Source organism: Pedobacter zeae (assembly GCF_014196715.1).
Classification (GTDB): Bacteria; Bacteroidota; Bacteroidia; order Sphingobacteriales; family Sphingobacteriaceae; genus Pedobacter; species Pedobacter zeae.
In genome coordinates, this window is sequence record NZ_JACIEF010000003.1 from 777,313 (window position 1) to 792,015 (window position 14,703).

General features: G+C 42.4%; 9 protein-coding genes. 8 read left to right on the forward strand and 1 reads right to left on the reverse strand.

Annotated features, from left to right (window positions below):
• Positions 1–68: 68 nt before the first annotated feature.
• From GGQ60_RS16375 to GGQ60_RS16400, 6 genes are all read left to right on the forward strand, one after another.
• Positions 69–833 (forward strand): TIGR03915 family putative DNA repair protein, encoded by a 765-nt coding sequence (locus GGQ60_RS16375; protein WP_183766381.1) that lies wholly within the window; start codon positions 69–71, stop codon positions 831–833.
• 321 nt (positions 834–1,154) lie between these two features.
• On the forward strand, positions 1,155–1,445 hold the full coding sequence (locus tag GGQ60_RS16380) for a co-chaperone GroES (RefSeq protein WP_183766382.1): 291 nt from the start codon (positions 1,155–1,157) through the stop codon (positions 1,443–1,445).
• A 102-nt stretch (positions 1,446–1,547) separates the two neighbouring features.
• Complete coding sequence (groL, locus tag GGQ60_RS16385) at positions 1,548–3,185, forward strand: chaperonin GroEL (RefSeq protein WP_183766384.1); 1,638 nt, start codon at positions 1,548–1,550, stop codon at positions 3,183–3,185.
• Between the two features lie 296 nt (positions 3,186–3,481).
• Positions 3,482–9,442 (forward strand): DUF8696 domain-containing protein, encoded by a 5,961-nt coding sequence (locus GGQ60_RS16390; RefSeq protein ID WP_183766386.1) that lies wholly within the window; start codon positions 3,482–3,484, stop codon positions 9,440–9,442.
• Positions 9,443–10,462, forward strand: a complete 1,020-nt coding sequence (locus tag GGQ60_RS16395) for a PorP/SprF family type IX secretion system membrane protein (RefSeq protein ID WP_183766388.1) — start codon at positions 9,443–9,445, stop codon at positions 10,460–10,462. It begins immediately after the preceding gene.
• Positions 10,463–10,485: 23 nt separating this feature from the next.
• On the forward strand, positions 10,486–11,145 hold the full coding sequence (locus GGQ60_RS16400; protein ID WP_183766390.1) for an MgtC/SapB family protein: 660 nt from the start codon (positions 10,486–10,488) through the stop codon (positions 11,143–11,145).
• Here the strand turns inward: GGQ60_RS16400 and GGQ60_RS16405 are convergent.
• Complete coding sequence (locus tag GGQ60_RS16405) at positions 11,126–11,617, reverse strand: RDD family protein (protein WP_183766392.1); 492 nt, start codon at positions 11,615–11,617, stop codon at positions 11,126–11,128. The two genes, GGQ60_RS16400 and GGQ60_RS16405, sit on opposite strands and share 20 nt — an antisense overlap.
• 112 nt (positions 11,618–11,729) lie before the next feature.
• On the opposite strand from GGQ60_RS16405, the gene GGQ60_RS16410 reads away from it, so the two are divergent.
• Together GGQ60_RS16410 and GGQ60_RS16415 are read left to right on the forward strand one after the other, a co-directional pair.
• A complete protein-coding gene (locus tag GGQ60_RS16410; protein WP_183766394.1) occupies positions 11,730–13,157 on the forward strand; it encodes an L-serine ammonia-lyase in 1,428 nt (475 codons plus the stop codon).
• A gap of 113 nt (positions 13,158–13,270) precedes the next feature.
• Complete coding sequence (locus GGQ60_RS16415; RefSeq protein WP_183767217.1) at positions 13,271–14,464, forward strand: C1 family peptidase; 1,194 nt, start codon at positions 13,271–13,273, stop codon at positions 14,462–14,464.
• Positions 14,465–14,703: the final 239 nt, after the last annotated feature.

The following is a 14,703-nucleotide window of genomic DNA, read 5'->3' on the forward strand; positions in this document are numbered from 1 at the left end:
GGTAATTTGATTTATAGAAAAGAGATTCTTCACTGCGTTCAGAAATGGCAATTTAAAGTAGCAATATAATGATCTACATCTTCGATGGCTCTCTTCCCGGTCTTTTAACAGCAGTTTTTGAATGGTTTGAGCGCAAACCAGGCAAAGTCGTGCTTAAATCAAGCGGCATGTTCCAGCCTGAAGCTTTTGCTGAAAGTTTTATGGTTACAACCGATGCGACGAAAGCCGACCGCGTTTGGATGGGGCTTCAGAAGAAACTCTCAAAGGTATGGCTGCGTAAATTTTACTGCAGTTATTTATCTGAAATCCCTGAAGCCTATAACCACCTCTTTCATTTTTCGGTTTACATTTTTAAACACGCTACCGGAGCGGAAGGCAATTATGGCAACGAGCACGTAATTGCTCTTTCTAAATATGCCAAAAGTGTGGAACGCGAAAAACACCGGATGGAAGCCTTTATCCGTTTCCAAAAAACAGGCGACGGTTTGTTTTATGCCGGTATTGATCCTGATTTTAATGTACTGCCTTTGATATCAAATCATTTTAAAAACCGTTATGCAGATCAGCAATGGGTAATTTACGATTTAAAGCGCCATTATGGCTTACACTACAATTTAGATACGGTATCAGAAATAACCATAAGTTTTACCGAAGGCATTAATAAACAGAAACCTGCTCCCGTACTTATGGATGAAAACGAAGCACTTTATGCCACACTTTGGAAAGATTATTTTAAAAGCGCGAACATTATACCCAGAAAAAACACCAAACTACATATACAGCACTTGCCTAAAAGATATTGGAAGTATTTAACTGAAAAGGAAATATTTTAAGTTTTGAGTTGTCAGCCTCAATTTATTTCAGGGGTGTCTTGCAGGAAAGATGCTGATCACGCAGTCGCCTATCAGACCTTACATTAAAAACGGATAATAAAATAAATTCAGCATGACGACGAAGGGGGAAGTCAAGAATTAAACCCTAAATCCGGCTAAAAAGCAAAACTTTACTGCCATGCTGACACGCCCATAAGCGATTAGGGTGAAAAGATTGACAGTTTAGGGTGAAAATTTGTCCCTACATGCCTATTGGCATAAAAAGTGTTGAATGAAAGCATAATAAAAAAACAAAAATCAAAATAAAAAATAATAAAAGTTATGGCGTTAAACCTTAAACCAATTGCTGGCAGTTCGAACAGAGTAATCGTTGAACCAGCTGCAGCAGAAGAGAAAACTGCATCAGGTTTGTATATTCCTGATACTGCAAAAGAAAAACCATCTAAAGGAACTGTAGTTTCTGTTTCTGAAGAAGATTCTGAAGGTAAAAAAGCCAGTGTAAAAATTGGCGATGTTGTAATTTATGGTAAATACGGCGGTACTGAGTTCCCTTACGAAGGTAAAGATTACCTGATCATGCGTGAAACTGATATCTACGCTGTTGTTGGATAGGTAATTGAAATATTGCAACATTAAACGTTGCAATGTTTATATAAACCGGAAGATTGAAATGTTTCAACCTTCCAACATTAAAACTTTAAAATATTCTTAAAAATGTCTAAACAAGTAAAATATAACGTTGAAGCGCGCGACGCCCTGAAAAGAGGTGTTGATATTCTGGCAAATGCCGTAAAAGTAACTTTAGGTCCAAAGGGACGTAACGTAATTATCGATAAAAAATTCGGTTCTCCGGCAATCACCAAAGATGGTGTTACAGTGGCTAAAGAAATCGAATTGAAAGATGCGGTTGAGAACATGGGTGCTCAAATGGTGAAAGAAGTAGCCTCAAAAACCGCTGATATTGCTGGTGATGGTACAACTACAGCTACTGTTTTAGCACAAGCCATTATTACTACCGGTATTAAAAACGTTGCTGCTGGTGCAAATCCAATGGATTTAAAACGTGGTATCGATAAAGCTGTTTCTGCTGTTGTAGAGAACTTAAAAACGCAATCGCAAACTGTTGGCGAAGACAACAATAAAATTAAACAGGTTGCTTCTATTTCGGCTAACAACGACGAGGTAATCGGTGCCTTAATTGCTGAGGCAATGAGCAAAGTTGGTAAAGATGGTGTAATTACTGTTGAAGAGGCAAAAGGTACTGAAACTGAAGTGAAAACAGTTGAGGGTATGCAGTTTGACAGGGGTTATTTATCTCCATACTTTGTAACCAATGCAGATAAAATGGAAGCTGAATTAGACAGTCCTTACATTTTAATCTACGACAAAAAAATCAGCAACATGAAAGAATTGTTGCCGGTTTTAGAAAAAACTGTTCAAACCGGTAAACCATTGGTAATCATCTCTGAAGATTTAGATGGCGAAGCTTTGGCTACTTTGGTCGTAAACAAAATCCGTGGTTCACTGAAAGTGGTGGCTGTTAAAGCTCCAGGTTTCGGCGACAGAAGAAAAGCCATGTTAGAAGACATCGCGATCTTAACGGGCGGTACTGTTATCTCAGAAGAAAGAGGTTACAAATTAGAAAATGCTGATTTAACTTATTTGGGTTCAGCAGAAAAAGTGGTTGTTGATAAAGACAATACCACTGTAATTAACGGTGCAGGTAACACTGATGATATTAAAGCTCGTGTTAACCAGATTAAAGCTCAGATCGAAACCACTACTTCTGACTACGATAAAGAAAAATTACAAGAGCGCTTAGCTAAATTAGCTGGTGGTGTTGCGGTGCTTTACGTGGGTGCAGCAAGCGAGGTTGAAATGAAAGAGAAAAAAGACCGTGTTGATGATGCCTTACATGCAACCCGTGCAGCTGTAGAAGAAGGTATTGTAGCTGGTGGTGGTGTAGCTTTCATCCGCGCTGTAGCCTCTATTGCTGATTTAAAAGGCGTTAACGAAGATGAAAACACAGGTATCCAGATCATCCGTCGTGCGATTGAAGAGCCATTACGTCAGATTTGCGAAAACGCAGGTATTGAAGGTTCTATCGTAGTACAAAAAGTTAAAGAAGGTACTGCTGATTTCGGTTACAATGCACGTACAGGTGCTTACGAAAACTTAATTGGTGCAGGTGTTATCGACCCAACCAAAGTAAGCCGTGTAGCTTTAGAAAATGCCGCATCTATTGCAGCCATGTTATTAACCACAGAAGTTGTTTTAGCAGACGAACCTGAAGAAGGTGGTGCTCCTGCTATGCCGCCAATGGGTGGCGGTGGTATGGGCGGTATGATGTAATACCATTCCATAGCGAAACGATTTCGTGTAAAAATATACCCTCAGGGCAATCAAGCCTTGGGGGTTTTTTATGCCCTTTCACTATATAAAACCAGGTTTAGCAGAACTTATAACCTGCTCATTTAGTTAATGTTGGTGTAAAAAATTTACGAATGTAAATTAAAAAACACGTTCTTTGTAACGAATATTTATTGACGCACCATGAAGTCTGAATACTCAACCTTGAGTACAGGCCAGGCAGTTACCCAACTATAACTTCCGGAACGCAATAAAATCATTCCTAGTGTTAGAAATTTATGAAGATTCGCTGCAAACGGAAATGGCATTTCTTTGTCCTGTTTTTCGGGGCATTTTTGTTCACGTCAAATGTTTTCGCGCAGGTAACTATCGGCTCCGTAGATCCGGGGCCATATACCCCAGGAAGTACCATTGCTGTCCCTTTTAAAATACCAACAAGCTGCATATCACAGGGAAATCAATTTCAGCTCTATTTATCAGATCAAAACGGAAGTTTCGCAGCAGAAACACTTATCGGTACTTATGCCGGCTTTTATAGCACTTACATAAACGGATTACTCCCCACAGGCCTTACACCAGGCACAGGCTATCGCGTTAGGGTAAAAACGACTGCTCCCGTAACCACAAGTAACCCCTCTACTCCTTTTGAAGTAAAGGCTGGAACCGCTGTTGAAGCAAAACTCACCTCAACCTATTTAAACAATACGAATAGAGAAACTTTTGGTACCTGCACCAGCAAGCCCAATAATAGCTTTTTAATTAGCAATGAATCTACTGCAAACAGTACAGTTACCGCAACGGTAACCGACGAGATAAACGGCACAACCGCAGCTTCAATTTCCTTTCTTACTCCTATACAAACTTTTACGGCCCAACAATCGCACTACACTATTTATACCAAGGCAGTTATGCCTGATGGTACCGTCGCCACTAAAGCCTACCTGTTGATTAATAATAAGACAATTACGGCTTTTGCCAATACTGGGAACACGGTAGTATGTTTACCATTAGGAGCTTTAACTTTTAATGTTGATGTTACCTCGGGGGCTGGCATTCAAAATAACTTTCCAGGCGATATTTATACAATTAACTGGGGCGACCAAACCACCACCACCTATACCCTCTGCGAGATTATAAATAATGGCGGTATTGTAGCCCACTCATACATAAAATCATCCTGCGGAAGCGTTTCAACCTCCAGTGCAGGCACCATTTTTAATGCGTTTGATGTTTCCATCAATGTATCAAACAGCTTTTGTGGGATAATTGGCACACCGGTTTCCTCTTCAGCCAAAGTAGTGGTTAAACCGGTAAATTCTTTTACTTTTAATACTCCCGGTTGTACCAACGCTGATATTACTTTTGTAAACACTTCTACACTTGGCGAAAATCCAAATACCAATACCTTAGGCTGTGTACCCAATGAGGTTACTTATAATTGGTACGTGGATGGTATACCGGTGAAGGCAAACCAGCCAAGATCTTATAATCTGGTGTACAAATTTACCACACATGGCGAGCATACCATCCGATTAGAATCTAACAGTTCAGGGGCATGTAACGCCGATCCGGTAGAAATGAAAATCTGCATCCAGGATCCGCCAAAGCCAGACTTTAGCTTCCCATCACATACAATTTGTGCCGGAACAACATTAAAAGCAACTGATCTTTCTGTTTTAGATAATACCTGCGATGCAGCCAACAACTATTCATGGTCAGTTAGTCCGGCAGTTAGTTTTGCAGGAGGCACTAATGCGGCCAGCAAAGAACCTGAATTCAATTTTACCACAGCTGGCACCTATACCATTACCCTGAGCATTACTACTCCATCTTGCGGCATTATTAGCAGCCCGCCACAAACTGTTGTGGTAAATGCAAACCCTGTAGCCGTTCTTTCACCTGATATTACGGTTTGTAATTTATCAACTTACGATTTTAACAACACCACTACCGGACCAACCAAAACCACGCTTTCAGGCACTACAAGAGATCTTTCCGATACCTACACCTGGACCGTCACCCCGTCTGGATCGGGTATTTACAGCTTTACCGGTGGCACCACTGCAAATTCTAAATATCCATCGATAAAATTCGATAGCTACGATACGTATACGATAAAGGTTGTTCATAAAAATAATTGCGGCACAGCCGAAGACGCCCAAATCTTAACGTTCAGTACCGCACCGGTGGTTAATGCCGGGACAGATCAAAACATCTGTTTTAACGACCCAGGTTTTACCCTCAGTGGAACCGTAACCGGTACCACTACCTCTCAAAGCTGGGTCGGAGGTCAAGGTACATTTACCCCTGGCCGAAACGATTTAAATGCCGTTTATACGCCAACATTGAGCGAAAAGAGGGCTGGTATCGTTACCTTAACATTAAGGGTTACTACGGCACTGGCTCCTCCCTGTAACCAGATCGATGATGACATTATCTTAAAAATTAAACCCGATATCAGTTTAACAAGTGCCGACACCCGAACCATCTGTACAGGTAGCAGTGTAGCTTATACCCCAACCTCCGCTATTGCCGGCGTTACCTACACCTGGACAGCAACCGGAACGCCGTCTGCAAGCGGCTATACGGCTGCCGGAACCGGAAATATTAATGATGTACTCAGTAATACCGATCTTAATGCCGATGCAAGCGTAACTTATACCATCACGCCGCATTTCGATGGCTGCGACGGAACACCTTTTAATTTAGTAGTGACTGTTAAGCCTAATCCCATTATCACTGCTACACCGGCCAGTTTAACCATCTGTAATAAAACATCATCAGCCATTACCTTATCTGGCAATTTTGCCGGGGTAAATTATACTTACAACAGTACAGTAACCGGGAGTATTACGGGCAATAGCAATAGAACGGCGGCATCTGCAGATAACCATATCAACGATATTCTAAATAACGCCGGCACCACCGCAGGCACGGTAACCTATATCATTACACCGGTATCTGCAAATGGCTGCCCGGGTACACCCGTTAGTATTACCATCACAGTTTTGCCAAGCGCAACACTGGCAAATGCGGGCCCCGATGAAGCGATCTGTAACCAAAGCATTTATACCTTAAAAGGCAACAACCCTGTTGTAGGAACCGGAAAATGGACAATTGTATCGGCCCCTACCGCCATAACCTTTAATGATGATACCCAAAACAACACACAAATTTCGGGTTTAGCAGCAGGTAACAGCTATGTATTGCGTTGGACCATCAGCGATACAGGCTGTTCTAGCTCAAGTGATGATGTTCAGGTTACGGTTAACCCGCTTAGTGTTGGCGGCACTACAACAGGAGATGTAAGCGTGTGTGCGGGTACAAATGGCGGCAACATCAATTTAGCAGGGCATGTTGGAAATATTGTCCGTTGGGAAAGATCTATCGATAATGGGGTAAATTGGTCTACCATTACCTCAACTGCAAATCCATATGTATTTTCTAACCTCACCATAACCACACAATACCGGGCGGTGGTACAAAGCGGAAGCTGTGCAGAAGCAGGCTCTACAGTAACCACCATAACCGTAAACCCCGGAACTGTCGTGGCCAATGCAGGCCCAGATCAAAATTTATGCAGCGGAAACAGTATTAATCTGAATGGAAATAACCCGGCACCGAACAGTGGTAGCTGGACTATCGTAACGGCCCAAACGGGTGTTGTCATTACCAATCCTACCCTATATAACACTTCGGTTACGGGGCTTGTACCCGGGCAAACCTATACCTTCAGGTGGACCATTGCCGGCTTTGGTGGTTGCCCGCCTTCTACCGATGATGTAACCATTACCTATTATTCGCCGGTTACCAATACCATTAATGCGGCGGTTGCCTCCATTTGCGCTGGCCAAAACATTACCCTTACAGGGGATGTGCCTACCGGCGGAACAGGCTCCTATGCCTACCAATGGCAAAGCAGTACTGATGGCAGTACCTGGGCCAATATTCCCTCCGCCATTAATCAAAATTTAACCACAACAGCAACCGTTTCTGGCTATTTCAGGCGGTTGGTAAACAGTACCATTTGTACTTCAATCAGTAATTCGGTTCAGGTTACTGTTTTACCTGGTTTGACAAACAATATTATCAGTAGCGATCAGAACATATGTATCGGCACTGCAGCAACGACTTTAACAGGCACTACGCCAGGCGGGGGTAGTGGCACGTACAGCTATCAATGGCAATCGAGTTTAAATGGAACCGATTGGAGCGATGTATTGGGTGCAAACAGTGTAAACTTTACCCCCCCGATACCAACTGTAAGCATTTATTACCGCCGATCGGTAGCCAGCGGAGCTTGCAGTAACAATTTAAGCAACCAGATTAAGATCACGGTTAATCCGCATGCTAAGGCAGAAATAACTTATACCACCAACACAGGCTGCGCTCCTTTTAAACTCGAAGCAAGCAATATTGCGGCTACATTATATCCCGATCGTAATGCAACCTATACCTGGTTTGCCAATAATGTACAGATCGGAACAGGGTCAACGTTTCCAGGGTATACCATCATGAATGGCAACGAAAGCGTAACCATAAAACTAGTAGTTACCAGTAGCCTGGGTTGTAATCCAGACGAAAAAAGCGAAGTATTTAGTACGCTTCCGGTCATAACTCCATCTTTTACGCAAAGTATTACTGAGGGTTGCGGGCCACTTCCTAATGTTATTTTTACCAATACCACCAATCCGCTTAATGGCGCTACTTATAGATGGGATTTTGATAACGGCCAAACATCTGCCCTCGCCCAGCCTGCTGCCATAACTTTCCAGGCTGATCCAAGCGGGAAAGACAAAACTTATCACATTACGCTAACCACAACCGTACCTTGTGGTCCGCCGGTTGTAACCAATGCCACAGTAATTGTACATGCCAAACCGGTTGCTATATTTTCGCCTGATAAAACAACAGGGTGTGCTGATCTCCTCGTAAACTTTATAAATACCGGTCCGGAAAGTGCAGGAACAACCTATACCTACGATTTTGGCGATGGCAGCCCCACTGAAACTTATACCGACAGGCAAACCGTGAGCCATACCTTTAAGACATTGGCCGTGAAGGATTTTACGGTAAATATGACCGCCAGAAATGCTTGCGGCGTTGCAAACGCCATCCCGGTTGTGATCAGGGTTTCGCCAAATGATATTATACCAGCCCTGGTGGTAAATGGTAACGAGAAAAAAGGCTGCGCCCCCTGGAAGGTAAACTTTTTAAACAATACCAGCGGAGCAAGCCGCTTTGTTTATACCATTACAAACGAAGATTCAGGAGAAACGCCCATTCTAATCCCAACAACCAGTACGGGTATTTTTCCTTACACTTTCAATAAACCGGGACGATATACCATCAGGTTGGATGCTGAAAACGATTGTTCCAAAAATTTCGCTACTGAAACGGTAACCGTACTTGCTCAACCTACGGCAAGTTTCAGTGCCGATAAAACTGTTGGTTGTACCAACCTCGTGGTTAAATTTAAAAATACCAGTGTTGGGGCCATTGGTTATGCCTGGGATTTTGGCGATGGCTCCCCGGTTTCAAATGAGTTTGAGCCCCAGCATATCTACACCGGTTCGGGGGTAAACTATACTGTTACCCTAACCACCACAAACAGCCTTGGCTGCAGCAACACTTTAACTCTTCCTGATTTTATCCAGATTGTTGCTCCACCGGTAGCTGCTTTCACCGTAAACCCCGGAAATGAGCTTTCCATACCGAATTACAGCTTTGGCTTTAAAGATGTAAGTACAGGCCCGGTGAGCTGGGAGTGGACTTTTGGCGATGGTGCCAAATCGACCTTACAAAACCCTAACCACACTTATGCTAACGAAGGCACTTACAATGTAACGCTGAAAGTGTTGAACAAAGAAGGTTGTTCTTCAACCACTTTTCAATCGGTTCGCATTATCGGTGTACCCGGCTATCTGAACATCCCCAACTCTTTTATGCCTGCAAGTGCGAAAAATGAGATTAAAACCTTTAAAGCAAAGGGCCGGGGTATAAAAGAGTGGAACATGTCTGTTTTTAACAAATGGGGAGAGTTGCTTTGGGAAACAACCAAATTGGATGATGGTGCACCTTTAGAGGGCTGGGACGGCACTTATAAAGGCCAGGATCAGCCACAGGGTGTTTATTATTGGAAAGTAGACATCAAATTTATTAATGGCAGCGATTGGAAAGGGATGACTTACGATTCCTCTCCTCCGAAAAAAACAGGCGTAATATATTTAATCAGATAGATGATGGAGAGAAGGATAATCATATTGGTGTTTTGCTTGCTGTCAATGGTTTCGTTGGCCCAGGATCACATTTATTCGCAATTTTATAATGCCCCGATTTATTTAAACCCGGCATTAACAGGTCAGTTTGAAGGCGACATCAGGTTTAACGCACTCTATCGTAATCAATGGACGGGTTTGGCCAGTGATTATTCTTATATGACAGCCTCCGGAGACCTCAACCTGCGTAAACTGAACAGTGGCATTGGGCTTATTTTTAACCGCAGCAGCGAAGGTACAGCCTACCTGGTAAAAAACAATATAGCCCTAAGCTATTCTTATATCATCGGCGGAGACGATTTCGCACTCTCATTTGGTTTACAGGGAGGCATTACCAACCAGAAGTTAAACTGGGATAAACTGGTGTTTGGCGACCAGATCGATATCAATACCGGTTACATCCCCGGCAGTGTGTCGGGAGCAGAAAGGCCAAGTATAGATAGCCGCTATTATTTTGATTCCAGTGCAGGTGCCAACTTGGTGGTCGGGAAATTTATGATGGGATTGGCAGTACATCACCTCAACCGCCCGGATGAATCTTTATCAGGTTTTCAGGCCAGGTTACCCATGCGTATCTCGGGCAACTTAAGTTACAAATTAACCCTGGTGCCTGATGAATACGATCGCGATGGGAATTACCTCATCCCATCTATCGTTGCCTACAAACAGGGCAATGTAAAATCGTTCAGCGCAGGCATGCAATACAAATATGCCAGCGTAAATGCCGGCATCTGGTACCGCAACGATGGCAACTCGAACGGAAATGATGCAATTGTATTTTCCGTAATCTTCGATATTTTTAACAGGAGAACCAATGGTGAAAAATTCAGGCTAGGGATCAGTCACGATGCTACAACCTCTAAAATCAACTATAGCAACACGGGCGGAACATCGGAAATTGGCGTAGGTTATGAAAAATATTTTCCAAATAGTTCAAATGGTGGCCGTGCAAATGGTTTAAGATGTTATGATTTTTATTAATTTGCTGTTGATAACCCAAGGCAATGAACGATATCTTAACTCAACACCATTTTATTACACAAAGTGAAATCAATAAGTTTTTACTGGCCACCCTGCTTTGTGGTATCATCGGCGCTGAACGTGAATACAGAAGTAAATCGGCAGGTTTAAAAACCATGATGATGATTGGTTTGGGCTCCACCTTATTTACCATCCTATCCATCAACATCGGGGCCGGTAGCCAGGACCGCATTGCATCGAACATTGTAACCGGCATTGGTTTTTTAGGTGCAGGAGTAATTTTTAAGGAAGAAAACCGGGTTAAAGGCTTAACCACAGCCTGTATCATCTGGATTGTAGCCGCAATAGGGATGGCTGTTGGTTCAGGGCATTATGAACAGGCTATTGGCGTTACCATTGTAGTCATGCTGGCCCTGATTATTTTTCCTTTTTTAGAAGAAATAGGCGACCGCCGTTTTACCAAACGGGTTTACCGCATTGTTAAAAAACAACATAGCCACTTTAATTTAGAAAGCTATGAGGAAGTTTTTAGAGAAAGTAAACTGAAACCGCAACGTGGTAAACACCAGTTGGCAGGCAATATTATTACCGGAAACTGGGTAGCCACCGGCACTCCGCAAAACCACCAAAAGTTTGTAGAGCGCATGCTTAGGGATACCGACATTATTGAATTTGATTTTTAACCGAATCGAACAGAATTACCCTTTGGGTTTGTAGTGCCAGTTTTTTCTCATCAATTACCATCGTATCCGACCAGCGATCGTGCCAGGGGTCGCAGGGATTACTGAGGGCACTAAGTGCATTAAAAGGAATTACGCGGATCATATTTCGCGTAAATGCTTTTTGTAAATCAATTTCACTGCCATCTAAGTTTACCGCTTTTGTTCCTGTAATGAGCTTCCCGATCGATTTTCCATGTGAAACAGCTTCTATTAAACTCATTATAAAGCCATAACAAAACATCGCAATCAACCGGTCTAAAAGACTATTAATCCCATCTAAAATTCCAGGAAATAAGATTTCTATAAAGATGTAAATGCCAAAAAGAATAATGTAAAAGACAATTAAGTCGATAATATAGTTGGTAAGTCTTTTGCCAGAACTGGCGCGGCAATAATCGAGGTCAACTTCTTGGTAGCTAGTGTTAAAATCCATGTTTGAGCATTTAAATTAGATTTCCCTAAGGTAAAATATTTTGATGTTCACTCATAATTAATTTAACCAAAATCATAAAACAAATCATAGCTTTGTATAACTAACTTTCGTAATGATCAAGGAACAGATTTCAGTTTTCGATATTTTTAAAATAGGCATCGGTCCATCAAGTTCGCATACCCTGGGCCCTTGGAGGGCGGCACAGCAGTTTACTGCTTCGCTGGGACAAAACCATCCCATTGATACCGTAGAGGGCATAAAAATATTGCTTTACGGCTCGCTTGCCAAAACCGGCAAGGGCCACGGAACTGATGTGGCCATTTTACTGGGTTTAACAGGGGCCGATCCGGTAACTTTTGACGTGGATGCCGTAACGCCAACCTTTGAAGCAATTCAGAAAGATAAGAAACTGAATCTCGCCAATCAACTTGTTATCGATTTCAATTACAGTGAAGATCTCCTGTTCCTTTTTTCCGAAAGTCTGCCGTTCCATCCCAACGCCGTTACTTTCCAGGCATTTTTAAGCAATGGAAAAGCTTTTTCAGAAACCTACTACTCCATTGGTGGGGGGTTCGTCGTAAAAGAAGGTGAAGATAACAGCAAAAAACCACAGGTAGACCTGCCTTTCCCGGTTGAGAAAGCGAAAGAGCTGTTGCACTGGTGCCTGTCTACAGGTTTAAAAGTGAGCGAAATTGTAATGGAAAACGAGCTGGCCTGGCGACCGGAGGCGGAAACAAAAAAAGGCATTTTACAGCATTTTGCCGTGATGCGCGATTGCATTTACCGTGGCTGCCATACCACAGGTTTCTTACCCGGTGGCTTAGATGTTGCCCGCCGTGCTTTCCCGCTTAACAAAAGGTTGATTGGCCAAAATGAATACACCAATTACGACACCTGGGTAGAAGCCATTAGAAACGGAGGAAATGGGTTTAATTACATTTTAGATTGGGTAAGCTGTTTTGCACTTGCTGTTAACGAAGAAAATGCTTCATTTGGCCGCGTAGTTACTGCGCCTACCAATGGGGCTGCAGGCGTAATACCAGCGGTACTTCAATATTTCATTACCTTTTGCAATGGTTATACTGAAGAAAAAATTATCCAGTTTATTGCCTGTGCTTCAGAAATAGGCAGTATTTTCAAAAAAGGAGCCACCATATCTGCAGCTATGGGCGGATGCCAGGCCGAAATCGGCGTTTCATCAGCTATGGCTGCTGCTGCACTGACCGAGTGCCTGGGCGGCTCGCAAAGACAGGTATTAATGGCCGCCGAAATTGCCATGGAGCACCACCTGGGCTTAACCTGCGATCCGATTGGCGGACTGGTGCAGATTCCTTGCATTGAACGCAATACGATGGGTGCCATAAAAGCGATTACGGCAAGTCAGCTGGCTTTACAAAGTAATCCCGATAAGGCCAAAGTAAGTTTAGACGCTGTAGTAAACACCATGTGGGAAACCGCGTTAGATATGAATGCAAAGTATAAAGAAACCTCTGATGGAGGCCTTGCAACCAATATCCCGATCAGTTTGCCGGAGTGCTAAATCAACATTGTTGCATTTAAATGACGGATGTTATGGATTTTATTACAAACATTTCTGTCGTAAATCAGCAAGTATTTCTACATTCGCTCAGTTTTAATATTATTCATAAAAAAATGATCAACTACACCAAAATCAGTGTGATTGGTCTGGCTTTGTCGTTATCTACTTTAGTAACCTATGGTCAGGACAATCTTGTTAACTCTTTAAAAAACAACCAAAGCGAAAACAGTAAAGCGTCTTTTAAATTTACTGATGTTATTAATTTAGCCAATACACCCGTTCAAAACCAGGGCTCTTCAGGTACCTGCTGGAGTTATTCTACCAACTCATTTCTTGAATCGGAAATGATTAAAGCAGGCAAACAGCCTGTTCAGCTATCGCAGATTTTCTCAGCCCGTAATGCTTATGTAGAAAAAGGGATTAATTATGTACGCATGCACGGTGCAGTTTCTTTAGGCGATGGCGGTGCTTTGCACGATGTAATCAACATGTACAGAAAATATGGTGCTGTACCACAGGAAGTATACACCGGCCTTAATTATGGCACTAAAATTAATAAAACGGCTGAGCTTGGCGATATCGAAAAGGGTGTTTTAGAGGCAGTAGTTAAAAATGCCAATGGCGAATTGACACCTAACTGGTTAAAAGCTTATACTGGCGTTATTGATGCCTATTTAGGAGCTGTTCCGGAAAACTTTACTTACAAGGGCAAAAAATACACCCCTAAAACCTTCGCTAACGAAGTGGTAGGCATCAACCCTGATAACTATGTAGAATTATCTTCTTTCAACGATCATCCTTTCTACAGCAAGTTTACTTTATTGGTTCCTGATAACTGGTCGTTCGATCAGGTATATAACGTTAAAGTAAACGAAATTACCGATATCATTGACAATGCCTTGAAAAACGGCTATACTGTGGCCTGGGCTACCGATGTAAGCGAAAAATCTTTCAGCTATAAAAACGGTGTGGCTTTCGTTCCGCAAACACCTTATACCGAGATGACGGCGAAAGAAAAAGCCGATATGTTTAATGGTCCGCAGGCAGAGATGGAAATTACCCAGGAAAACCGTCAGGCCGCTTTTGATAACTACCAGACTACTGACGACCATGGTATGCACATTGTGGGTTTAGCCAAAGACCAGAACGGTAAAGAATACTATATCGTTAAAAATTCGTGGGGTGTAACCAACGATTATAAAGGTTATTTATACGTAACCAAAAACTACGTAAAATATAAAACCACCGCATTTTTATTAAACAAGGCAGGTATTCCATCTGCTATTGCCAAGAAATTAGGCCTGTAAAAAAATTTGAAATGATAGAAGCCGCAGAAGAAATTTTGCGGCTTTTTATTACCACAGAGTTTACCTGGTGTTACACAGAGGGACACAAAGTGCCAGAAGATGGAGGCACCTTGTGAAGCAGCCTTTCAACTCTACTAATAATTACATCTATAATTAAAATAAGCTCTATCTGTGTCGATCCTTTTTATCTGTGGTAAAATAAACAAAAAACCGCTGTGATCTCTTAGTGCCTTCTCTCT